Source organism: Streptomyces sp. NPDC101160, from assembly GCF_044768205.1.
Classification (GTDB): domain Bacteria; phylum Actinomycetota; class Actinomycetes; order Streptomycetales; family Streptomycetaceae; genus Streptomyces.
The window spans coordinates 4,986-26,591 of sequence record NZ_JBIWPJ010000001.1 but is presented as its reverse complement, the minus strand read 5'-3'; the positions used below and the strand labels follow the sequence as shown (position 1 = coordinate 26,591).

24 protein-coding genes, 1 tRNA gene, 4 pseudogenes and 1 riboswitch are annotated in these 21,606 nt (G+C 67.9%); of the genes and pseudogenes, 12 read left to right on the top strand and 17 right to left on the bottom strand.

Features of this window, described 5'->3' with window-relative positions; all coding sequences use genetic code 11:
- Positions 1 to 16: 16 nt before the first annotated feature.
- On the top strand, positions 17 to 316 hold the full coding sequence (locus tag ACIRSU_RS00165) for a DUF6342 family protein (RefSeq protein ID WP_403787349.1): 300 nt from the start codon (positions 17 to 19) through the stop codon (positions 314 to 316).
- Positions 317 to 331: 15 nt separating this feature from the next.
- Here the strand turns inward: ACIRSU_RS00165 and ACIRSU_RS00160 are convergent.
- The 5 genes and pseudogenes from ACIRSU_RS00160 to ACIRSU_RS00140 all read right to left on the bottom strand — a co-directional run.
- Positions 332 to 640: pseudogene (locus tag ACIRSU_RS00160) on the bottom strand (transposase); the annotation flags it as partial.
- Positions 641 to 1,730: 1,090 nt separating this feature from the next.
- On the bottom strand, positions 1,731 to 2,198 hold the full coding sequence (locus ACIRSU_RS00155) for a MarR family transcriptional regulator (RefSeq protein WP_403787346.1): 468 nt from the start codon (positions 2,196 to 2,198) through the stop codon (positions 1,731 to 1,733).
- Positions 2,199 to 2,538: 340 nt separating this feature from the next.
- Positions 2,539 to 2,892 carry a VOC family protein gene (locus ACIRSU_RS00150; RefSeq protein ID WP_403787343.1) on the bottom strand — a complete coding sequence of 118 codons (354 nt, stop codon included), beginning with the start codon at positions 2,890 to 2,892 and terminating at the stop codon, positions 2,539 to 2,541.
- Between the two features lie 387 nt (positions 2,893 to 3,279).
- Positions 3,280 to 3,816: a GNAT family N-acetyltransferase gene (locus tag ACIRSU_RS00145; RefSeq protein WP_403787340.1), complete on the bottom strand. Its 537-nt coding sequence runs from the start codon at positions 3,814 to 3,816 to the stop codon at positions 3,280 to 3,282.
- A gap of 363 nt (positions 3,817 to 4,179) precedes the next feature.
- On the bottom strand, positions 4,180 to 4,620 hold the full coding sequence (locus tag ACIRSU_RS00140) for a MarR family winged helix-turn-helix transcriptional regulator (protein ID WP_403787337.1): 441 nt from the start codon (positions 4,618 to 4,620) through the stop codon (positions 4,180 to 4,182).
- A 70-nt stretch (positions 4,621 to 4,690) separates the two neighbouring features.
- Here ACIRSU_RS00140 and ACIRSU_RS00135 point away from each other — a divergent pair, with 70 nt between their 5' ends.
- Positions 4,691 to 5,065 carry a cupin domain-containing protein gene (locus tag ACIRSU_RS00135; RefSeq protein WP_403787334.1) on the top strand — a complete coding sequence of 125 codons (375 nt, stop codon included), beginning with the start codon at positions 4,691 to 4,693 and terminating at the stop codon, positions 5,063 to 5,065.
- Positions 5,066 to 5,338: 273 nt separating this feature from the next.
- Here the strand turns inward: ACIRSU_RS00135 and ACIRSU_RS00130 are convergent, their stop codons facing one another.
- Positions 5,339 to 5,686: a VOC family protein gene (locus ACIRSU_RS00130; protein WP_403787331.1), complete on the bottom strand. Its 348-nt coding sequence runs from the start codon at positions 5,684 to 5,686 to the stop codon at positions 5,339 to 5,341.
- Positions 5,687 to 5,771: 85 nt separating this feature from the next.
- Positions 5,772 to 6,173, bottom strand: coding sequence for a VOC family protein (locus ACIRSU_RS00125; protein ID WP_403787329.1), 402 nt, complete (start codon positions 6,171 to 6,173; stop codon positions 5,772 to 5,774).
- Between the two features lie 522 nt (positions 6,174 to 6,695).
- Here ACIRSU_RS00125 and ACIRSU_RS00120 point away from each other — a divergent pair.
- The 3 genes and pseudogenes from ACIRSU_RS00120 (at position 6,696) to ACIRSU_RS00110 (ending at position 8,669) form a co-directional block, all read left to right on the top strand.
- Complete coding sequence (locus tag ACIRSU_RS00120) at positions 6,696 to 7,571, top strand: sigma-70 family RNA polymerase sigma factor (protein ID WP_403787326.1); 876 nt, start codon at positions 6,696 to 6,698, stop codon at positions 7,569 to 7,571.
- 37 nt (positions 7,572 to 7,608) lie between these two features.
- Positions 7,609 to 7,758: pseudogene (locus tag ACIRSU_RS00115) on the top strand (hypothetical protein); the annotation flags it as partial.
- A 41-nt stretch (positions 7,759 to 7,799) separates the two neighbouring features.
- Positions 7,800 to 8,669 (top strand): IS630 family transposase, encoded by an 870-nt coding sequence (locus tag ACIRSU_RS00110; protein WP_403787323.1) that lies wholly within the window; start codon positions 7,800 to 7,802, stop codon positions 8,667 to 8,669.
- An 834-nt stretch (positions 8,670 to 9,503) separates the two neighbouring features.
- Here the strand turns inward: ACIRSU_RS00110 and ACIRSU_RS00105 are convergent.
- The 5 genes and pseudogenes from ACIRSU_RS00105 to ACIRSU_RS00085 form a co-directional block, all read right to left on the bottom strand.
- A tRNA-Arg gene (locus ACIRSU_RS00105) sits at positions 9,504 to 9,621 on the bottom strand.
- A 168-nt stretch (positions 9,622 to 9,789) separates the two neighbouring features.
- Positions 9,790 to 10,377, bottom strand: coding sequence for an SMI1/KNR4 family protein (locus ACIRSU_RS00100; RefSeq protein WP_403787320.1), 588 nt, complete (start codon positions 10,375 to 10,377; stop codon positions 9,790 to 9,792).
- Positions 10,378 to 10,419: 42 nt separating this feature from the next.
- Complete coding sequence (locus ACIRSU_RS00095) at positions 10,420 to 10,728, bottom strand: transposase (protein ID WP_403787317.1); 309 nt, start codon at positions 10,726 to 10,728, stop codon at positions 10,420 to 10,422.
- A 40-nt stretch (positions 10,729 to 10,768) separates the two neighbouring features.
- Positions 10,769 to 11,239 carry a hypothetical protein gene (locus tag ACIRSU_RS00090; protein ID WP_403789409.1) on the bottom strand — a complete coding sequence of 157 codons (471 nt, stop codon included), beginning with the start codon at positions 11,237 to 11,239 and terminating at the stop codon, positions 10,769 to 10,771.
- 53 nt (positions 11,240 to 11,292) lie between these two features.
- A pseudogene (locus ACIRSU_RS00085) lies at positions 11,293 to 11,733 on the bottom strand (transposase); the annotation flags it as partial.
- A 107-nt stretch (positions 11,734 to 11,840) separates the two neighbouring features.
- On the opposite strand from ACIRSU_RS00085, the gene ACIRSU_RS00080 reads away from it, so the two are divergent.
- Positions 11,841 to 12,218, top strand: a complete 378-nt coding sequence (locus ACIRSU_RS00080; RefSeq protein WP_030739679.1) for a hypothetical protein — start codon at positions 11,841 to 11,843, stop codon at positions 12,216 to 12,218.
- Positions 12,219 to 12,685: 467 nt separating this feature from the next.
- Here the strand turns inward: ACIRSU_RS00080 and ACIRSU_RS00075 are convergent, their stop codons facing one another.
- From ACIRSU_RS00075 to ACIRSU_RS00065, 3 genes are all read right to left on the bottom strand, one after another.
- Entirely contained in the window at positions 12,686 to 12,904 is a 219-nt protein-coding gene (locus tag ACIRSU_RS00075) for a hypothetical protein (RefSeq protein ID WP_403787313.1), read from the bottom strand.
- A 125-nt stretch (positions 12,905 to 13,029) separates the two neighbouring features.
- Complete coding sequence (locus tag ACIRSU_RS00070; protein ID WP_403787310.1) at positions 13,030 to 13,545, bottom strand: GNAT family N-acetyltransferase; 516 nt, start codon at positions 13,543 to 13,545, stop codon at positions 13,030 to 13,032.
- 677 nt (positions 13,546 to 14,222) lie between these two features.
- Positions 14,223 to 15,080: a class I SAM-dependent methyltransferase gene (locus ACIRSU_RS00065; RefSeq protein WP_403787307.1), complete on the bottom strand. Its 858-nt coding sequence runs from the start codon at positions 15,078 to 15,080 to the stop codon at positions 14,223 to 14,225.
- A gap of 116 nt (positions 15,081 to 15,196) precedes the next feature.
- Here ACIRSU_RS00065 and ACIRSU_RS00060 point away from each other — a divergent pair, with 116 nt between their 5' ends.
- Positions 15,197 to 15,784: a TetR family transcriptional regulator gene (locus ACIRSU_RS00060; RefSeq protein ID WP_403789351.1), complete on the top strand. Its 588-nt coding sequence runs from the start codon at positions 15,197 to 15,199 to the stop codon at positions 15,782 to 15,784.
- A 647-nt stretch (positions 15,785 to 16,431) separates the two neighbouring features.
- Here ACIRSU_RS00060 and ACIRSU_RS00055 read toward each other — a convergent pair.
- Complete coding sequence (locus tag ACIRSU_RS00055; RefSeq protein ID WP_403787304.1) at positions 16,432 to 16,800, bottom strand: metalloregulator ArsR/SmtB family transcription factor; 369 nt, start codon at positions 16,798 to 16,800, stop codon at positions 16,432 to 16,434.
- A gap of 79 nt (positions 16,801 to 16,879) precedes the next feature.
- Positions 16,880 to 17,070: riboswitch (cobalamin riboswitch) on the top strand.
- 26 nt (positions 17,071 to 17,096) lie between these two features.
- Between ACIRSU_RS00055 and ACIRSU_RS00050 the strand changes: the two genes are divergently transcribed.
- The 5 genes and pseudogenes from ACIRSU_RS00050 to ACIRSU_RS00030 all read left to right on the top strand — a co-directional run.
- Positions 17,097 to 18,206, top strand: a complete 1,110-nt coding sequence (locus ACIRSU_RS00050; RefSeq protein WP_403787301.1) for a HoxN/HupN/NixA family nickel/cobalt transporter — start codon at positions 17,097 to 17,099, stop codon at positions 18,204 to 18,206.
- 353 nt (positions 18,207 to 18,559) lie between these two features.
- On the top strand, positions 18,560 to 19,066 hold the full coding sequence (locus tag ACIRSU_RS00045) for a hypothetical protein (RefSeq protein WP_403787298.1): 507 nt from the start codon (positions 18,560 to 18,562) through the stop codon (positions 19,064 to 19,066).
- On the top strand, positions 19,063 to 19,779 hold the full coding sequence (locus tag ACIRSU_RS00040) for an NAD(P)/FAD-dependent oxidoreductase (RefSeq protein ID WP_403787294.1): 717 nt from the start codon (positions 19,063 to 19,065) through the stop codon (positions 19,777 to 19,779). The genes ACIRSU_RS00045 and ACIRSU_RS00040 overlap by 4 nt, the downstream gene beginning before the upstream one ends.
- Complete coding sequence (locus ACIRSU_RS00035) at positions 19,776 to 20,045, top strand: hypothetical protein (protein WP_403787291.1); 270 nt, start codon at positions 19,776 to 19,778, stop codon at positions 20,043 to 20,045. Before ACIRSU_RS00040 ends, ACIRSU_RS00035 begins: the two co-directional genes overlap by 4 nt.
- Before the next feature lie 262 nt (positions 20,046 to 20,307).
- Positions 20,308 to 20,832, top strand: a pseudogene (locus ACIRSU_RS00030) (transposase); the annotation flags it as partial.
- Between the two features lie 32 nt (positions 20,833 to 20,864).
- On the opposite strand, the gene ACIRSU_RS00025 reads toward ACIRSU_RS00030, so the two are convergent.
- Complete coding sequence (locus ACIRSU_RS00025; protein WP_403787288.1) at positions 20,865 to 21,440, bottom strand: DUF1877 domain-containing protein; 576 nt, start codon at positions 21,438 to 21,440, stop codon at positions 20,865 to 20,867.
- Positions 21,441 to 21,606: the final 166 nt, after the last annotated feature.

The window sequence follows — 21,606 nt, the reverse complement described above, 5'->3', positions numbered from 1 at the left end:
CCGGAGGGGAAATCGCATGGCTGACATCGACCTCGGCGTGGCGTCCGACTGGGACGAGGGGGACACCCACGGCCGCGTCAAGCTGCGGCAGAACCAGGTCTACCCGAACTCACCGAAGAAGGACGTGCTCATCAGCTCCCCGGTGAGCATCGAGCTGTCCGTGAACACGAACTACTCCTCCTCGCAGGAGGCTGACAAGATCTACTTCACGACCCACCACGGCTCCACGAAGAAGATCATCGCCGTGCTCGACTCCGACGGGAACCTGCACATCGCCGGCCGCCTGATCACCGAGCAGAAGGACCTCGGCTACTAGGCAGCTTCTCTCGGATCATCTCGCCGACCAGATGAAGATGGCGGCGAGGTGGAGTCCGGCGAGGTAGATAGTGGCGGTCTTGTCGTAGCTGTGTGGCAAGGCCGCGCCACTGCTTGAGTCTGTTGATGCACCGCTCAACGGCATTGGACTGCTTGTAGGCCTCGCGGTCGAAGGCAGGCGGACGGCCGCCGAGCCGGCCGCGCCGCTTGCGGTTCGCGGCCCGGTCGGAGGGCTCAGGGATCACCGCCCGGATCCCGACCGACGCAGACGGGTTCGGATGGCGCGCGACGAGTACCTCTCTGCGGTGCCGGCGCTCGTGCGTCTCCCGGTCCAGGACCCAGTCGGTGAGCGAGTCGGCCAGCAACTCGGCGCCGACGCTCTCCTCGTGACTGAGGACGCGGGCCGGGCGTCAGGTCGACCGCGAGCTGGTCTCCGCCGCCGTTCTCGCCGAATACGATCCACCCGGGTGATCCGATGACCCCTTGTACTGAGGCGTCGGGCCAGGTGACGACCGCCTCCCTGGCCGCGAACTCCCAGCGGCAGTGGCGGGTCGAACTTCGAAGACACCGTCCGCCGTCTCGTAGTCGTCGACCCAGTCCTCCCAGTCCTCCCAGCGTGCCCGGGGCAACCGGTAGAGCACCTTGAGTTCCTCGGGCAGGCAGACGCCCAGGCGTGTTTCGGCGGCGGCGATTTCCTCCTCCGTCGCGCCGAGCTCCTCCTGTATGTCATCGGTCTGGCGGGCTCGACCGGGCTGTGGCACCGGGTGTGGGAGGGCCAGACTCCAACCGCTTCGCCCGATGCGACCCGCCACGCGTATGGGCTCGGCACCGGCCTTGCCCGCCTTGGCGGCCCGCGAGAGCCTCAGTACGGGCTGCCAGGTCGCGAAGTCGCGTATCGATTGCCCAGGGGAGTCTGAGTAGCCATGCGCAGACCGTACGCGGGGGCGGCTGGCACCCGGTGTCACAGGAGAGGTCCGGTCGCACTGCGAGCCGTGTCATGCCTCCACCGGCCGGAACGTCGCGGTGATCGCACATCCGCGCCGGGCGAGGAGATCTAGTTCGACTGGCTTGAGCTTCCGGAGGCGCCCGAGTCGTGGGGGGGCGAGCATCCTCACCTGCTGGTCGGCGCGCTCGCGCATTCGGGCCGGTGCCCTCCACGTCCTGCCCGGCCCGTACGACAGCGCGCTTCACCTTCCTCTTCCTCAGGATGGCCTCTGACAGTGCTCCTCAACGCCATGGGAGCCGGCGAAGAACGCGCAGGTAGTACGAGTGCGACTCTCACGGCGGATCGGCTGTGACCGGACGCTGAGCAGGGCAGGGGTCCGCCGGAGTACGACGGAAACACGCCGTTCGAGCTCCGCTTGAGACGCAGATGTCGGCTGGTGGAGGGGCCCACTCGATGCGGGCAGGGGTGGCTACGTTAGGGGGCCGCCCGTGTTTCGGATCATCTGCTGGAGCACTTTCAGTGTGGTGACGTAGTCGGCGTCATTGATGCCCTGATGGATGCGGGCCCGGATGGCCGGGGCGTGCTGCTTGAAACCGACACGAGCCTCCTCGCCCGACTCGGTGATCCACAGTCGTCCCTCGGCATCGTGGGTGAGCCAACCGCGCTCCAGCAGGACTTCCGCTTCTGCCTTCAGGTCGTCTTCGGGCCTGATGTAAGAGCTCATGGTCTGCTGAAGTTCAGGGATGGTCATGCCGCGTCCGTCGGGTGAGATGTCGTTCTTCGACAGGTTGCGCAGCAGCCAGAACTGGGGCTGGGTGAAGCCCAGTTGGGCCTGCTGAGATCGGGTGAACGAGATGATGGCCTCGTAGGCAACTCCGGTCCAGTACGCAGCCGGCTGAGCGGCAAGTTCGGCGTCGGATGTGTGCTGGGTCGTCATGTGCGGTGCCCCCTAGGAATGATCGCTGGTGCAAGCACCGTAGAACCTCAAGCAAAGTTGAGGTCAAGATCGATCTCCGTGTTGCGCTGGTGGCGGTTTCTTGGGGCGGCCCGTCCCACCATCGCCACCTCGCTGGGGCGGACTCCGTGAACACCGCGGGCAGCGACTTCGTCTGATCGTCACCGATCAACAGGACCCGGCGACCTTCGGGCGCCGGGTCCTCACACGTGCTCTTGACTCCCCATATCACCCATTCGCTTCAAAGTGCAACAAAGCGGAATGAAGGGCGTCCTTAGCCGATTTCAGAGATCCTCATCAGCTCAGCTCAGCTCAGCTCAGCTCAGCTCTTGCGGTCACTCAGGATGCAGAACTCGTTGCCCTCTGGGTCGAGGAGGGTCACCCAGTGCTGTCCGTCCTGCGCGGTGTCGACGCGCCGGGCGCCGAGGGAGAGCAGTCGGGCGACTTCGGTCTCCTGGTCGTCGGGGCGGAAGTCGGGGTGGAGTCTGTTCTTCGATGTCTTGCCCTCGGGGACGGGTACGAAGAGCAGGCCCGGCATGCGGTCCGGCTCGGGCCGGATTTCGATGATCTCTTCGGTTTCGTCGACGACGACCCAGCCAAGGGCCTTGGCCCACCAGTGCCCGAGAGCGACGGGGTCGGCGGAGTCGACGATGATCTGTTCCCATTCCAGTGCCATGGGCCTGAGCATAGGCAGACCGGCGACCCACCCTGCAAAGCCGCCCCCCTCCACTCCGAGCACCTCGGTTCGTGCCCTCCTGCCTGTTCCGGAGGGGGCCACCGGCCTCGAAGGTTCTGGACGTCTGCGTAAAGCAGCCAGGAGCGGCAGGGGGTCCACTCGGCAGCGCGCTCCCGGTAGGGGAGCACGGCGCGGGTCCTTGTTCCGCTGCCTGAAGCTGTGGGGAGACCAGGGCCGGTGTCCTTTGACAGCGAAGTTAGTTCTGCTGTTCTCGTTGACCTGCGGCGACTGGATTGGTTGGCAAACGGTCAGGTGAGGTGGGTTGGGTGCGTAACCGGGACTCGACACTGATGTGTGAGCGCTGGTTGCCGTTTGGGTGGTTTTCCGTCACATGGGGAGCGAGAGCAGTCGTACTGGCCCTGTGGGCCAGCGGGCATCGTCGCGCAGGGGCGTCACCATGGTCCGCAGCGGCATGGTCACCAGGCGGCCTTCGGGTTGTTCGACGAGTACGTCGTTGTCAAGCGGGTGCCATCCGAGGCGCTGGTAGAGCGGCACGAGGGGAGGCCGGCAGAACAGGAGAGCGTGCTGAGAACCCATCGTGCGGGCGTGCTCGAGGGCGGCTGCGACGACGAGCCGAGCCAGGCCCTGGCCTTGCGTGCCCGGTGCGACGGCCACCCCGCCGACGCCCACCACCTCTGTCGCTGCGTCGCCGATCGAGACCGGCAGTCGCAGGAGGCCCGTGTGTGCCACGAGCCGACCTTCGTGTCTGATGCCGAAGTGTTCTTCCTTCGGCAGCCAGGTCAGACCGGTCGAGGCGACATTGAAGGGGTCATCGCTGTTGCCAAGGATCTCTTCCCGATCCGCCTTGGTGTACTGGGGGAGCCGTATTACGGTCGGTGCAACAGCGAATCGGTTCTCAGGCATTGCCACATGATGATGATTCTGCCGAGCACTGGCCAAGCGATTCTCCGCCGGCATTGCAGGGCTCGCGTTAGTCCGGCAGGTTCGACTGGAGCCGTTCAACGTCTTCCCGATGCTCGCCGCTGTCCGGGAGCGGCAGGGCCGGATCGTGGAGGCGATCGACCTGGTGCGCCGCCGGGACACCACGTCGGTCAATGGCCGTGACGCGCTGGCCGATCCTCTGGCTGGTGCTCTGACCAGGAAGGTTCACCGGTCCGCGGAGGGCTCGGCGCGGCAACTCGCATGTCGTCTGCCACTTGGCCGGTTGGCCTGGCGGACGGTTCGCTCATGGCAGGCGGTCCCCAGGGCGGGCGGTGGGTCATCGGCTCACCAGGCAGGGCGGACCGGTCCCGGCGGTGCAAGGAGTGTCAGGTCGGCGACGAGTTCGCTGAAGCGCGCCGGGCCCAGTACTTCTCGCCACGGTGCGACGGCAGCCCGGGCTGCCTGGTCAGCGGCGCGCGTAGCGGCCCAGCCGTTCTCGGTCAGTCCCAGGAGGCGGGCGCGGGCATCGTACGGGTGTGGATGCCGCTCCACGTACCCCTTTCGTACCAGCTCCTCGACCAGCTGGGCGGCGGCCTGCTTGGTCACCCCCAGGTGCTCGGCGAGGTCGGCCGTGGTGGCGTCGCCTGCAGAGATGCGGGCGAAGGCGAAGCCGTGTGCGGGTCGTAGGTCCTCGAATCCCTGCTGGGACACGCTGTTGTGGATTTCCTGCACCAGCTGTCCGGAGAGTGCCAGCACGAGTGCGGAGAAGGCCAGGGCATCGTCCATGGACTTGACTATAACTGGTCAAGCGGCTTGTCTGTATAGACAAGTACCTTGTCTAGAAGAAGGCTGGAGCATGCCGTTCATCCGCAGTGACGAAGCTGTCGTACACGAGATTCACGGTGGCCGTTTCGTGTCCTACGTCCGTCCGGACACCGGCAGCCGGGACCTCGCCGCCTGGCGCGTCGAGATCCCGGCCGCAATGGTGGGGCCGACCCACACGATCAGCGACGAGGAGACCTTCTACGTCCTCTCCGGTCGCCTCCGACTCACCATCGACGATGAGAGCGCCGAACTCCGCGCAGGTGACGCGGCAGTGGCACCTGCAGGCTCCGAACTGGCAGTCGCCAACACCACCGACCAGCCCGCCAGCATGTGGGTCACCACACGTGTCGGGCTCATCGCCAAACTTGCTGACGGCAACACCATCACCCCGCCCTGGGCTCACTAGTGCTGCTCCGCGGAAGTTCGTGGAGGGGAGTTGATCACCAGGTGTCCTGCACACCTGGGGCTTCGCGCTCTACCTCGCCAGCCGGGACGGCTACGCCGACACCTTCCTGCCCCAGCGGACTGCTGGCCTGCTCCCCAGAAGAAGCCCCGGACTGCGCTTGCGGGCTCTACCTCGATCACCGAACAACCCTCCACGAATTTCCGCAGACCAGTGCCGCCAACCCCGCCCATGAACGACAACGGCGCCGTCCCGAGCGGGAGGTTCTCGGCTCAGTCAGGGGCCGACGTATTCGAATACGCCCCCATGCGGGTGGCGCAGGACCGCTCGGTGACCGTTGGGCGTGGGCTGCGCTGGCATCACCACCGTGGCACCGGCTGCAACCCCTTCTTCGACGGCAGCGGTCAGATCTCCGACCGCCAGAGTGGCACTCACCCCGGCGACCTTCTGCACTGCCTCGTCCGGACCGCAGAACAGCAGGAAGGGCCCGACACTCGCCAGTTGCACACCGGCGAACTCGAAGCGGCTGGCCTTCCGATCCGTAAGCCGCTCGTAGAACGGGAGCGCTGCCTCCAGGTCGTCAACGCGCTGTCGTGCGATCACTGAGTCGATCTTTATCGGCATGCTGGAACCTCTTCAGGGTCGGTTCTGCGTTATATACAGTCATTGTCATCGATTAGAACGGGCCGTGGCTACGAACGGTCAGCCATCAGCCGCGGCCTGCCCGGGGCCGCTCGCGCAGCGAGATGCGGTTGCCGTCCGGATCCACCGCCTCGATGCGGATGCCGAACCCGTAGTCCTCCGGCTCCGGCTGGTCGAAGGTCACACCGCGGTCGCGGAACACCTTGAAGTCCTCCCGCAGGTCGTCCGACTCAAGGAAGACCGGGCCGGGCGCGGCGCCGAGCAGTACCTCGGTCGGCTTCCCCGCGGCCGCGGCGTGCGCCCACAGGACGAGCTCAACCGGACTGCCGGGGACGCCCACGGTGAGAAATCGTCCGTCGGGATTAGGGAAGTCGATGCGCTTCTCCAGGCCGAGCTGCTCCGTGTAGAACTTCAGCGCGCGGTCCTGATCGGTGACGTAGAGCGTCACGTACATGACGTTGGTCAGCAATGTGTTGGTGTCCTTCCGTGAGGAAAAGTCAAGAGCTCTGGATGGGTGCCGGGTGTCGGGGGCGTCATTCGTTTGCTCGCCAGTGCAGTGGTCGGCGGCGGCGTTCCCAGATCTCGTCGGTCACACTGGGAGCACCATTCCTGGATACGGGTGGCGGCCTCGGTCAGCGCGAGCGCCGCCCGATCCTCATCCATGAGGAAGCGCGTTTCGCGCCACGCGATGACGTCGCGCACCGCTCGCCAGCATCGTCGGCCTTCTTCGCCAACGTGCTCAAAGCGAAAACGCAGGGGCTCCAGCCGCTGAGCCGGCCGGCGCGCGGGTGGACCAGCGGCAGCAGACGCTTGTCGACGCGCCCGCCTGAATCACCTTGTCCGGCTGCGTCGCTGAGCGATCCCCGCGAACAGCTCGGGGCACCCCACACGTTGCCGGCGTGCTTTCATCGTCCTACTCCTTCATCGGTTACCAGCGCCCTTCCGGGCCCGTCATCACCCATGACGGAGCGGATCCGAGGAAGGTAACAACATGCCCGACACCAGCCCCACCGCCTCGATAGCCGAGGCATTCGAATCCCAGCGCGACCGGCTGCGCGCGGTCGCCTACCGCATGCTCGGATCACACGCCGACGCCGAGGACGTGGTCCAGGAGGCATGGCTGCGGCTCTCCCGCCAGGACACAGCGGCCATCCAGAACCTCGCCGGCTGGCTGACCACGGTCGTCGGCCGGATCAGCCTCGACGTCCTGCGATCACGCCAAGCCCATCCCGAGACGTCCCTGAACGACCGTCTGCCCGAGCGCATGGTCACGCTCGACGACAGTCCGGCCCCGGAAGAGGACGCGCTGCTCGCCGACTCGGTCGGGCTCGCGCTCCTCGTCGTCCTCGAATCACTGCGGCCGGACGAACGGCTGGCGTTCGTGCTGCACGACCTGTTCGCGGTGCCGTTCGAGGAGATCGGCAAGATCCTCGGCAAGTCCACCGGCGCCGCCAAAATGCTCGCCAGCCGCGCCCGCAGGAAGGTGCAGGCGCCCAAGCAGCCGACAAACGTCGAACGGGGGCAACGCGAGGTGGTCCAGGCATTCCTGGCGGCAGCCCGCGACGGCGACTTCTTGGAGTTGCTGCGGGTGCTCCACCCTCAGGTGAGCCTGACCGTCGACACCCCCGCCGGCGTGGTCGTCACCCTCGGCGCCACCAAGGTCGCCGCCGGCGCGCAGCTGGCCGCCAGCGCAGCCCCACTGGGGCGAGCGGCGTTCGTCAACGGCCTGCCCGGAGTCATTTCCTGGGGCGAGGACGGCTCCCCGCTCTCGGTCCTCGCGTTCACCGTCGTCGATGGCCAGATCATCGGCATCACGGCCGTCGTCGACCCGGCCAAGCTCGCGCAGATGAACCTGCCCGCGCCATGATCACCGTCTGTCGGCGGGGTCGAGGGGCGGGAGCCGGATGACGGGGGCGAGGGCGGTTGCGGCAGAGCTCACCGAACCGGTACGGGCACGCTTGGAGCGGCTGGCGGCGTCGGTAACCGGGCAGGTCCGACAGGTGCTGCGGGCAAGGATCGTGCTCGCAGCGGCGGACGGACTGGCCAACGGTGCCATCGCGCGGGAGCTGAAGGTCTGCGTGAACACGGTCCGCAAGTGGCGGGCCGGTTCGCCGCCCTCGGACTGGCGGGCCTGGAGGATGCGAAGCGGTCGGGGCGGCCCAAGACCTACGGGTCTGAGGTACGCGTGGCGGTGGTGGCCGCCGCCACGAGCGCGCCGCCACACCCGGAGTCGACCTGGTCTCACCGGGCGATCTCCCAGTGGGTCGCCGGTACCGTCTTCGCGAAGATCTCCCCATCCCAAGTCGGGCGGGTCCTGGCCGATCTGGACCTCAAACCGCACCGGGTGCGAGGCTGGCTGGCCCGTCGCGACACCCTCTGGGACAGGGCCGCCGACGTCTGCCGCCTGTACCGCACCCCGCCCGCCGGAGCGGTGGTGCTGTCCATCGACGAGAAGACCGCGATCGCTGCCCGATCCCGCAAGTACTCCGCCAGGTCCGCCGCTCCCGGCACCCCCGTCCGCCAGGAGTTCGAGTACCTCCGGCATGGCACCGCCTCGCTCGTGGCCGCCCTCGACGTCACGACAGGCGAGGTGCTCACCGAGCCCATCGCCCGCAACAACGCCGTCACCTTCACCGCCTTCCTCGACCGATTGGACGCCGTGATCGGTCTGGGCAAGGAGATCCACGTAGTGCTCGACAACGGCTCCTCTCACACCGCCAAGCACACCAAGGCATGGTTCGCCGCCCATCCGCGCTGGCACGTGCACTGGACTCCGCCACACGCCTCCTGGCTCAACCAAGTTGAGCTTTTCTTCTCGGCGTTGACCCGCCGCGTGATCCGGCACGGCGACTTCGTCAGCCGCGATGACCTGATGAACAAGATCGACGACTACGTCGTCGGACACAACCAGACCGCCAGACCTTACCGCTGGACCTACGACGGCACCCCACTCAAGACGACGTGATCAACTCCCCTCCACGAACTTCCGCGGAGCAGCACTAGTGTGCTGGTGACCGCGTAGGTTCGCCGGGTTCTTCAGGCTGCTGTGGCGAGGGGTGTCCGCCCCAGGGATGCCCTTTTCGCCTCAGATGCGGGCGCGTTGTTTTCGACAGGGTGTAAAGGGGACCGCTCGGGCGGTGAGCACGGGAACCACGTGTCGGGCAACGAGAAGGGGGCCCATCCGGTCTGATCTTGTGTGACATGCCGCTTTCGGCGTAATGCAGGTCGTGGGCCGGACGGTTCACGCTGTGCGCATCGTTCAAGGTCGTGTCACGACACCGGGATCGACCTGACGCCGGTTGTGCACCCCGTAATGGCCGCGCCACCGTCAGAGCTACTACTCGGTGCCGGCGGTTCATCGGCGCCAAGGCGCGGGTGAAGCTCAAGGCCAGCGAGGTGTGGATCTTCGACGGGCGCAGGGGCGGCGCCCGTCATCCGTGACTGACGCGCCGCTACACCTCGCACGACGTCCTTGATCACTACCTGGAGATTCTGGTGCTCAAGCCTGGTGCGTTTGCCGGGGCGGCCGCGCTGGCGCAGGCCCGCGCGGAAGGGGTGTTCAGCAAGACACAGGAGGCTGTGTAGGTGAAAGCCGGTTCTGGCACAACGTCTGTGGTGTCGAGCCGAATCTCAATGTCCGAGGCCGGGGTACGCCGGGAACCGGCAGGTCAGCGTTACGTGCGAAGGCGTGCGAAGGCCAGCCACTCGATGCATGTACGCGAGTTCCGGCTCTGGCTCAACTTCTGTGGCCCTGGAACGGCGTCGCAGTGCGGGCGCAGAACAGCTCGCCGGTCGGCTGCGGTACCGACGGGATTTGAACCCGCGGACAGATAGGGGCAGGCCCGCCCCGTCTCCGTCAGTCGCCGTGAGCGGGGCCTCGCCCACGTCGATCGCAATGGCCGCTCTGCCACGGCACCGCAGCCTGCGAGAATGCGCGCCATCCCGCTCCGGTTCACGGTAGAGGAGCGCCCTCTGCGCAGCGAGCCTTTATCCAGTGTCAGCAACCACTGCAGTAGGTCCACAGAAGTTGAGCCTGAGCCCGTTCTCGGGTTCTGGCTCACTTTCCGTAGAGTGATTATGGGGAGTCAGATCTTGGGAGCCAGGCGATGGCGGTCTGGATGAGCGCGAAGCCTCGGTGAGGTGAGTTCCAGGGCCCGGTTGTCGCGTCCGGCGCTCATGTGGTTGAGCCAGCGTTCGTACCAGTCGAGGAAGTCGGTAGCGGAGGAGACGTTGGGGCCCCAGTAGCCGTCGCTGTTACCGATGAGGACGCGGCCGGTGAGGGGGCCGGTCACCGCGATGACGCATACGTCGGTGCAGCCCATCTCGATGATGTGGAGGAAGAGATCGCGTCCGTGGGCCTTGGGGTCCCTGCCGTCGAAGCCGCGGGGCTTCCCTGGTTCTCCGCGGGGATTCATGATCAGCAGGGAACACTGCTCCAGCGGCATGAGGCCGTAGAACGGTGCCGCGCCTGAGCCACCGACGTGCGTGAGGAACTGCCGATAGGCGTCAGGCAGGACGATGTCGTGCTCGGCCTCGAACGCCGCGACGCGCGGTTCCGCCAGCTTCGGGCCGAGGCAGAACTTGTGCTGCTCTTCCCCGAAGGAGTGGCTGCGCAGTGGTTGGAAGGGGATCGCGGCCAGCTTGCGGCGCAGGCGGGGTACGCGGGGATCCATCGTGCTCTTCTCTCGTCCCCGTCACCCTATGGGTGGCTGTCCTCACTTGGCCAGAAGAACCCTGTTCCGCAGCAGAGCGAAGCCGGCCCGTCCGAACATCTGGCGCGTGAGCATCTTGATCCGGTTGACGTGTCCTTCGACGACACCGGAGCTCCAGGGCAGGGTGAGGCCGGCGATGACGGCATCACGGTCACGTTCGATGCCCGCGGCGAGGGTGTGGAGGCTGGAGAGGTTGTCTTGCCGGACAGCGTCCAGCCACTCCGGTAGCCGTTCGCCTTGGCGCTCGGTGAGCATCTGGGCGAAGGACCGGACGTGACCGGTGAGGGCGTCGAGTTCGGGGCAGTGGGCCAAGACAGCCTTGAGTCGAAGGTGGTCGATCTCCGGAAGGGCCTCAGGTCTCCGGAGGATCCAGCCGGCGACGACGCGGGGCGACGGTGGCCGAGCTGTGATCGAGTTGGGAGAGGTCCTCTTCTCCCGTAGGCGTGAACACGCTGGTAGCTGCCCTGATAGCCGAGCGGCACGATCTCCCCCCTACCGCCCAGGCGTTGGTGCAGCCCTGGTTCCAGCGGTCACCCAGGTAGGGCTTGAACGCGTCCAGTTTGGACGGTCGGCCCTGCCACTGCCCGCGAAAGAGGTCCTCCGGGGCGGCTGCGCCGGCGAAGAGCTTGATGGTGCGCGAGGTCATGCCGAGTTGGCGGCCGATCGCCCTCCGGCTCAGTCCGGAGGCCAGCAGTTCGTGGACGGTCGCATGCTTGGCGCGGGTGCGGTCGGCAAATCGATGTCCCGTAGGCCAGGGCGATCCGGACGGGTCTTCGAATTTCTCCGGCTCGAGCGCAGACTCAGCTGGATCTGGCGCCAGCACCCGTAAGCATCCGCGGTGGTCTGCGACACAACGCTCGGCGGCTCGCTCAGGTTGTGCCAGAGGTGCCACCTGTCCGCCACCTGCACCGCCTGGGGTGCCCCGGCTGTGGCGCCTTCGGCGAAGAACGGTGCCCGATCGCGGCATACCACCTCCACTGTGGGCCGCTTCGTGAGCCAAGCGGTCACGCTGGATGCCTCCCGGTCGGGCAGTAGGTCCACCGGCCTATGGCTTTCGACGTCGACCAGGACAGTCCCGTAGTGGCGGCCCTTCCGGGTCGCGTACCCGGCTCTCGATGCAGCCGCCCACCAGATGCTTGCAGCCAGCCGAGGACGGACCAGACAGACCACGACACCTCGGCCACCGGCCCCGCAGGCGGCTCGGCTTGCCGCCAGCTGAGACTCGTTTCCGGCACCCGTCTCTCTCCGAGTTGCTCGCCATCGGGGCTGCCCCCTACCGCACCGCTCCAGAATCGCCACGCAGTACCGACATGACATTCGAGGCCATCACGGCCCGTGCCTCGTGCTGTGACGGGGATGGTTCATCGTGATCGGAGGGCGGCTCGCGGGGCGAGCGCACGCGAATGGGCTGGTATTACTGGGGTATGCAGGAAGAGATTGCACGCTCCGCGATCGACACGTTCATCTCGGCGTTCAACGCCTCGGAGGACAGCTATGTGACTGCCTTGCTCTCTCAGGCTCTGACCTCGGACGTAGTTTTCTGGGGGCCATTGGGGCGTAGCGAAGGAATTGCGGCGGTCGAGCGGTTCGTGCTGGACATCCGGCGCCATCCGGCGGGGACCGGCACGATGGTGCGCTGCTCGGCGGTGGACATGCCTGACGAGTGGGCCCGGTACCAGTGGGTGTTTACCACGCCGGATGGAGGTCCCCGCCTGGCGGGAACGGATGTCGTCCATCTGCGGCGGAGCCTCATCGACCAGGTCATCGTCTTTGCGGGGGAGATCGAGCCGTCCGCCTCCTGAGTCGTGCTTCTGTCGTTGTCCTTCTCCTGAAGTTGCCCCCTTCGGCGCTCGGGGTCCTGCGGTTCGCGGTTGTCAGGCTGCGGTGTTGAGGGGGCGTCTGCCCCAGCGTGCGCCTCGTTTCGAGGTGCCTTTCTTGTGCGAGTACTTCACTACGATGCCGCGCTTGCACCTGCCTCCCGGGTTCGCAACGCGGACGCGGTCGCGCAAGGTCGGTGTAGGGCGCGGCGGTGGCTGTCGGAATCCCGGCCACGAGAGCCGCCGTAATCGCTGTGCTCAGGACGCTCGCGCGTCTTCGATACGGTGAAGTGATCATGTGCGGTACAACGACCGCCCCGGGTGCGGGTGTCGTCGGCCCTCTGACGCTGCTGCGTGACGTCGTCCCGCCCGTCTTGCAGACACCTCAGCCTGCGACTGCATGGCCGGTCCGTCGTCCGCCCACGCATGACTCCGACTGACACCGTCGTGGGCTATACGCCGATGACGGTGTCGAGGGCATCGAGCAGCCCCGGAAGTACTTCCCTAAGTACGGTCACAGCATTGTTGGCAAGGGACTTCGCCGCGCACAGCACGACACCAGACAGCACGAGGACACCGGCCTTCTGCGTCGCGGTGAGCCAGTCGGCACCGCCCAGACCGATCGTGACGTCCGGGTCTTCGTCCTCGGGCCCGAGCCGCCTGACCGGCACCGAGTCCTACCGCCTTGCCCACACCAAGGCCCAGGCCGAACAAGCACACGACAGCTGAGGGCCCGGGCGACTGCCTGGCTGAGGCACTCTCGCGCCCCGCTCGGCAGTCACCCGACTCGGTCCGATCAGAACAGCGCAGGTTCCTCGTCAGTGGCCAGCCGGGCGTGACGCTCGACGTCATAACGCATGCCGCCATACGCCAGTTTCTGACGCTCGATACCTTCCACTGCAAAACCCGCGGCCAAGGCCCCCCGACAGGAAGCCGGGTTGTTGACCCGATGTCCCAACTCCAGCCGGAAGAGTCCCGCGTCGTCGAAGGCCCAACGCGCAAGCACTCGGCAAGCCTTTGAAGCGACGCCCTGACCCCGTGCTCGCCGCGTCGTCCAGTACGACACCCAGCCCGTCGCATGGCGCCGATTCACCGCACCCACCGCGACATTCCCCAGCACGGAGTGCTCTCCATCGACCGCCGCGAAGGCGAAGGCGAAGCCGCGGGCCCACTGATCAGTTTGAACCTCCAGCCATCGATCAGCAGCGTCCAGCGACTCAATCGGCTCGTTGACCTGCCACGTCATCATGGGGTCCGCGAATGCGGTCAGCACCGCCTGGGCGTCATTTGCTGACCAACGACGCAACCACACCCTGAAGACACCGCTAAACGATCACGCGTTTCGGAAGTCTCTCGCATTTGAGGCCCTGCGGACCAGCACTACTTACCAAGTTCACCGACGCAAACGTCTTGCGCGGGCAGGAGCCCTCCACGCAGACGAACCGGCGCCCCCACATGGCCGTGGTCCGGGCCTCCATGTCTTGCGACAGAGTCAGCCACGTCGACCGACTCCACCGATATGTTCTCCACCGATCCGAACAAAGCAGCTGGGCGGCTTCGTACTCTGGGAGGGCAGTCGTTGTCGTCTAGCGGCCGAGGATGACGTACACCTGTTCGCCGGATGCGTGATCCGGGTTCGAATCCCGGCGGTGACTGCGTGGCCGGTGCGAGTGGACTGATTCCTCCCCGAGCCTGGTCGCGTGCGACGCCGTTAATTCTGGTCATCGTGAACGGCGGGCTTGGTCTGCACCAGCTGGCGATCAGGTCGACGGTGCCCCGCACAGCGGGGCAGTGTGCGGCGCGACCGATCAAGCACCCGGAGACGCACGTGGGACGAGGAGACTGCCGGGGCGCAGAGCATTCGCGGAGGCCGGGAAGCGCGCGGGCTTGCGAATTCCAGAACCCGGTACAGCATGAACCCGCGCGCTCGACACCGCTGAGGGCTGCCGGGAGTGCGGGTTCATTGAGTTGTGTGGCCGGTGATATGGCTCAGCTGTGTGCCGTCCCGCCGCGGACGGCGGTGACGAGCCAGGAGCTGCTGCGCAGCCGTACCCCGTCGTCCGCTTCATGGTGTTGCAGGGCGGCTGTCAGCGCTCGGCGCGCCGCGTCCTGTTGGGGCGGGGTCACCTGGTCGAGGAGGTGCCGGCCGGGGCCGGAGTCCAGGAGGAAGGCCGCGGCGTCCGCTGCTTGCGCGCCCCAGTTCCCCACCGCCTCGATGCGCTGGACGTCCACCGCGTCGAAGCCGCCCGCGGTGACCAGGTGGCGGATGCGGTCGGGATCGGCGAGGGAGAACATGCCGGGGCCGCCGGGCTTCCCGAGGCCGCTGAGCGGCAGGATGTGTTTGAGGGAGGCCAGTGCGGCGAGCCACTCGTTGGCCTCGGCCTCGGCCGCGCAGATGAAGGCCAGCCGGCCTCCGGGGAGCAGCGCGCGGTGGAGGTTGGCGAACGCGGCGGCCGGGTCGGTGAAGAAGGTCATGCCGTACCGGCTGATGACAGCATCGAACGCCTCGGCGTCCAGGGGGTGGACCTGGGCGTCGCCCTGCACGAAGGTCACGTTCGCGACCCCTTCGTGTGCGGCGCTCTCCCGGGCCTTGCCCAGCATCGGTCCCGACAGGTCCAGGCCGAGTGCTCGGCCGCGTGTGGCTCGCCGGGCGGCGAGGCGGGTGGTGCGGCCGGCTCCGCAGCCGACGTCCAGCACGGCGTCGGTCTCGGAGATGGCCGCGGCGTCCAGGAGGGGCTGGTTGAAGCCGTCGTTGATGGCGTCCCAGCGCTCCTGGCTGCGGGCCCACTGGGCGCCCTCGTATCCGTTCCACGCCTCGGCCTGCGCGGTGTTGGCGAACTGCCCCATGGGTGGACTCCCTCCCGCCGGGGCGCGGCAGGGCGCCCCGGCCCTAGAATGGGCAAGTGCCCAAACAGTATGGGCGAACGCCCATACTTGCAAGAGGCCGACGGGAAGGGGCTGTTGTGTCACCTCGTGGAGTGGCGATTCCGGACTTGCGCGAGCGGTTGTTCGCGGCCGCGGAACGGGTGGTGTCCCGTGACGGCGCCGCGGCGCTGACCAGCCGCGCGGTCACCGCGGAGGCGGACTGCGCAAAGGGCGTGCTGCACACGCACTTCTCCGGCCTGGACGAGTTCGTCGCCGAGCTGGTCCTGAACCGTTTCGCGCGCAGCGCCCGCCAGGCCGAGGCCCTCGGAACCAAGGTGGGGCAGGCCACGGTCGCGGAGAACCTCCAGGAGGTCGTTGGGGCCCTGCTGGACTCCCTGCCGCCGGCGGTGGTGGGCCTGGCGATGACCCGGCCCGCGGCCGCGTCGCACACCCGAGAGGGATTCCGGTCCGGCGCGCCGGCGTTCGACGCGATCCAGGACGCCTTCACCGCCTACCTCCAGGCGGAACAGCGCACCGGCCGGATCCCCGCTGACAGTGACGCCGCCGCCATCGCGCTTGCGCTCGTCGGCACGACCCATCACCTGCTGATGACGCGCAGCCCCGCGCAGACCGCCGACACCGCAGCGACCGTGAAGCGCCTGCTGGCTGTCCTCCTTGGCCGCTGAGCACCGGTCACCGCCCCGGCACTTCCCGGTTCCAGGGTCCTGGGCACGCTTGCGTGCCTGCTGCTCAGGGGTGGTGCTGTGGTCGGGGCTCACGGCGCGGTGGCGCCGTGAGCCGCTGCACCAGCTCATCAAGCAGTACGCCGCCGATGGGGTCCTGACGGCCCGGCAGGCGGAGTATCTCGACTACGGACGGCAGATCCGCAACGGCATGGCGCACGGCCAGACCACGTACGCGGCGATGCCGCAGGCCATGGTGGTGCCTATGGTGACGACCTCGTTCACGATCGTCTCCGAGCTCTGCGCCGCGCCACCCGGCTGCTTGTCCTCTGCCGCCGAACCTGGATCGTTTGCCAGGGAAGTCGGACAACTAATATTGCTCGCGGCCGTCGCCCGAGCAGGCCTCGACGAACTGCCCGTCACCTTTGACGAACTGCCCCGTATCACCTTCGACGAACCGCCCGTCACCTTCGGCGGTCGGCCGCGACGGCCGGCAGCTGGTGAGCCGGCCAGGTCCCCCCGCATCCTTCGACACCGTACTCCGCTTCGCTCCTGGGGCCGGCCTCGGCGGCGGCCTGCCGATCACGCCGCCCGACGGTCCATCGAAGCCACTTGGCTCAGCGGTTGGGCCTGCCCGCACCAGACAGCGCTCAATCTGCGCTCGTGTCGCGGGATGTGCAGTGAGTGAGCAGCACGGAGATCGGGCCGTTGACGAGTCGGTAGCGGACAATCCTGCCGTTCTTCTCGCCTTCGACAACGCCTGCGGCCCTCAGCAGCCGCAGTGCCTGGGACACGGCCGTGTCCCGCATTCCGGTGGCGACGGCGAGGTCCGAGACGGCGATGGGACCGGCCTCGTGGAGGGCGAGCAGCAGGGCGAGGCGTCCAGGGTCGGAGAGCAGGGAAAAACGATCGGCCCAGGCGCGTACGCGCTCGGGCTCGCCGACGGCTGCGATGGCATCGCAGACGCGGTGGCCGTCGATGGTGCGCTGCCCGGCGCGTTCCGCAGGGACGAGGTGCATGGCCCCATCATCGCAGCCGCCCGCCGTCCCCTCCATACCTGCTCAGATATGCAGCCTTGCAGCTATATCCCGTGACCCCATAAGGTGACCAGGCCGTGGTGTACGGGAAGACCGGTGACAGCCCCTCAGGGGCTCAGGCCGGAGCGGCCCTCGCCACTGTGATCGGGAAGTTCCCGCCCCATGCGTTGCCACTGGTCTCACGGCCGGGAAGGCAGGGGCGGGCGCGTCGACCCGTCAGCCAGGAGACCGGCCACGGCATCACGAAGCTGATCCACGAGGTGCTGGAGCGTGACCGCATGACCGTGTCCCAAGGCGTGCCCGAAACCGCCGGCGCCACGTCCTTTCGCTGGCGACGCGAGGACACCGTCCGAACCGCAGGCCTGCTGGCCGTGATCGTCGCTCTGCACGTGGTCGCCTTCGGGATCCTCTTCCTGCTCGTGATCCCGCATCACTACGAGGTCGGTACCAAGGCGTTCGGCGTGGGTCTGGGCATCACTGCCTACACCCTCGGTATGCGGCACGCCTTCGACGCCGACCACATAGCGGCGATCGACAACACCACCCGCAAGCTGATGGCCGATGGCCAAAGGCCGGTGTCGGTGGGCTTCTGGTTCGCCCTCGGGCACTCCGGTGTCGTGGTCGTGATGGCCGCCCTGGTCGCCGGCGGGGCGAAGCTCGCCGGCACCCTGATGAACGAAGGCTCCCGGACCCACCAGGTACTCGGCACAGTCGGCACCACGGTCTCCGGAAGCTTCCTGTACCTCATCGCCGCCCTCAACCTCGTCGCCCTGTTCGGTATTGTGCGCGTCTTCAGGGCCATGCGCGGCGGGCAGTTCGACGAGGCTGAGCTGGAGGCTCACCTGGACTCGCGCGGCTTCATGAACCGCATCCTGGGCCGGCTCACCAAGTCCATCCGCCGCCCCGGCCAGATGTTCCCGCTCGGCTTCCTCTTCGGCATCGGCTTCGACACCACGACCGAGGTCCTGCTCCTCGCGCTGGCCGGCAACGGCGCCGCCGCCGGCCTCCCGTGGTACGCGGTCCTGTGCCTGCCGCTGCTCTTCGCAGCCGGCATGAGTCTGTTCGACACCCTCGATGGCACGTTCATGAACTTCGCCTACCAGTGGGCCTTCTCGAACCCCGTCCGCAAGGTCTTCTACAACCTCACGATCACCGGACTGTCGATCGCCGTCGCCTTCTTCGTCGGCACCATCGAGCTGGTCGGCGTCCTGCACGACAAGCTCGGCCTGAGCGATGACGTCACCGACTGGATCGCCGGCCTGGACCTGGACAACGTCGGCTACGTCATCGTCGGCCTGTTCGTCGTCGTCTGGGCCGTGGCCATCGCCTACTGGCGCCTGGCCAAGGTCGAGCAGCGCTGGAGCAGCCGCACCGCCGACGCCGGCTGACGGCACATCGGCCGGCGCCTCGGCCCCGGCACTGCACGAGGCGCCACCTGCCACCGCGAAACCGGAGCGAGGCCACGGCTTCCCCATCGTCGCAGCGGCCGGGGGCTTTCGGGCCCCGCCCTCGTCTTGCACCGGGAAGGCCGTCCAGCCCAACGACGACGCCACCACGGCACGCAGCGCGCACGGGGTTCCACGCCAGCCTGTGAAGGGCCGGCAAACCGAGCTGATCGATCGCTGCAGAACGATGCAGCCCTGACGGTGCACCAGTGCTCCGCGTCCTCCCGCCGCTCGCACCGACCCCGTCAAGCCACCGCTGCCGGCGGCCGCTGAGGCGCTGGGACGTTCATGGGTGAATGGAAGCCTGGGACACGCCCGCCACCTTTCCGCTACCGTCGGCCACGAGGCTGGATCCTTTACCGGGGGGCGCTGTGGTTCCGGGGGCGGAAATTGCGGTCGGCTACATCTTCGCGTGGCTCCTGCGGAAGGCGGGCCGCGTCGGCCAGCGGGCGGACGGTGAGGTGGACCGGGCTTTGGAGGCCGGAATGGACCGCCTCCACGAAGCGGTGAGCCGTCGACTCGGCGAGGACCCGGCCCTCCAGCGGGCCGGCCAGGAGGTACGGGAGGGACGCGGGGAGCTGTCCGCGCGTACGCGTCGACGTCTCCTGGACTCGTTGGAGGACGCCGCCGAGCACGACGGTGAGTTCGCGGCGCTGATCAATCGCCTGGTGGCGGAACTCGACTCCCTGCAGCAGGTCGAGCGGTCTGGCGGTGACCGGATCGATTTCAGTGGCGGCACGTTCAACGCTCCCGTGCAAGGCAAAGGTGTTCAGCACATCACCTACCACGCCCAGCCCGAATGACAGAGGCCGCCGATCACGGGCCCCACGGAGATCACATCGACTTCCGGGGAAGTGTCTTTTCCTGGTGGGACGCGGCCGGCCGCGCCGGGCCGCTGACGGCCTGCCAGTTACGGACACGCCGCTTCCACGACGCCTTCCGCAACGTCGCCGCCTGGGGCTACTGGCGGGATGCGGAACCCGCGCCGGACGCCCCCGAGGGCGCCATCCGCCTCTACTCCCTGCCCGACCACGGCTGGTTCTGGACGCTGCACGACGGCACCCTCAGCGTCGGCCTCGTCACCGACAAGCACTCCTTCGCCGAAGGCCGCCGGGCGCTCGGCGGGACCGAGGCCCTCTACGCGGACCGGCTGGAGCGTACGCCGGCGCTCGCCCGACTCCTGGCCGACGCCGACCGGGTGACCGACCTGCGGGTGGAGAGCGACTACTCGTACGTGGCCGACCGGTTCTGCGGACCGGGATGGTACGCGGCCGGCGACGCGGCCTGCTTCCTGGACCCCCTGCTGTCCACCGGCGTCCACCTCGCCTTGTACAGCGGCATGCTCGCCGCCGCCTCCGTCGCCGCCACCTGCACCAGGACGCCGGCGAATCCGAAGCCGCCGACTTCTACCAGGGCGCCTACCGGCACGCCTACGAGCGCCTGCTCATCCTCGTCGGCGCCTTCTACGACATCCACCGGGGCCGCGACGCCCACTTCCGCCGCGCCCAGCGGTTGAGCCTTCGCGACCAGCGCCCGCTGCGGCTGCACGAGTCCTTCCTGAACATCGTCACCGGCGTCGAGGACCTCCACGACACCCAGGACGACACGGTCTCCCACCTGTTCGGCGCGCTGCGCGAACCCCTCGCGAGCCACGAGCGGGTGGGACTCGGCGGGCACGGGGCGAGCGCGATGACGCCGTGGCCCACAGCCCCCGGCCAGGCGGTCGCCGGACTCAGGCTGACGCTGGAACCCCGCCTGGGGCTGCGCCGGGCCAATACCTGACCCGCCCTGTCGGTGCGAGATCCCGGTCAGCGTCCGGGGCTTGGGGGGAGCGCGGTTCACCGCGGCCCTGCTGACCGCTGCCCCGTAAATGATTGTCGGCGGCTGGAGCGCCGGTGAGGTGCGCGGCGAGCCGGGCCACAGCTGTCCATCGCCTATTACCACGCCCGTCGGGGCGACTCCGTCTTCTACAGCGGTGACCTTGCGGTCCGGCTGGGGGAAGCCGACATCCCAGGGCTCGACAAACCGGAACAACGTTGTCTGGGCATACCTGTCGGGCCGGGTCGACGCGGACCGGATGCGGCAGGCCCTGGCCTCGGTGCCGCTGCCGCGATCGGCGGACGGCCGGCTGGTCCTGGCCGTCGATGTCACTTGCTGGCTGCGGCCGGACGCTCACACCTCACAGCAGCGGATCCTGTGTCACACCCACGGCCGGGGCAAGGACCAGCACATTGCCGTTCCCGGCTGGCCCTACTCGATCGTCTGCGCGCTCGTGCCCGGCCGCAGCTCGTGGACCGCGCCGCTGGACGCGCGCCTCGCGCCCGGGGACGACACGGTCACCGTCACCGCACGGCAGCTGCGCGACCTGATCGAACGGCTGATTACCGCAGGTCAGTGGCAGAGTGGGGACCCGGACGTTATGGTCGTCGCGGACGCCGGATACGACGCATCCTGGGCCGCAGCCGACGACACCCTCCCGACCGTCGAGGGAACCGCGATCCGCCCGGACATCGATCACCTGCCCAGTGGAGCCATCTCAAAGCCGGCCCGGCTGCAGTGGTCAGGCACTGTGGACGATCGCGTAATTTCCCAGGCGACGGTTCACGTGATTCCCCAGCTGCTGACGTGAACCGGTGGTGAGTCGGTCAGCGTCAGTCCCACCAGAGCACGACGAGAAGCTGCCGTTGGAATGCAGCATGGTAGAACTCGCGCAAGGCGTTGAAGTGCCCTCAGCAGGTACCTCTTCGGGCCGCCGACGATCTTGTCTGCGCCGTTGCCGATCAAGGCGGCGGCCTCCGCTTCGTCTGTCGGCAGGGCGGCCAGGAGGGCCGGAAAGTCGATCTGCCTGAGCAGTTCCGCAACGCGATCCACTTGAGCCGCTGAGAGGGCCGTGGGGTCTGGCCCGAAGGGGCTGATGGCATGCGGATGCGAGTTGAGGAAGGCGAGGTCGATGGCAGTCTCGCCGTCGAGAGCCTGCCGAAGAGCACGTCGATGGACGTCGTCGAGACCTCCCAGCTCGCAGACCCGTTCGATCAGGAACGGCGCCCAGTCCAGGTTGAGAACGTCCGCCGACGGCGGATCCCAGAGCGGATCTCCATCCGGCGATGCGTCGGCTGACTGGCGGCAGGAGGCGAGATACTCCGCCGGGATTCGGGTGAGTTGCTGAGTGACGGCCATGACGGCAGTATCCTGGCCCGTCGTCACCGCAGTTCGGCGTGCCGCCGGGGGCCCCCGCCCCCCCCCGGCCCCCCCCCCCCCGCAGAGCCCGGACCTCACCGCGGCCGGGAGCGGGGCGGGCGCCGCCCCCGGGTAGGCGACCCCGCGCCCGGGGAAGTGGAGCACC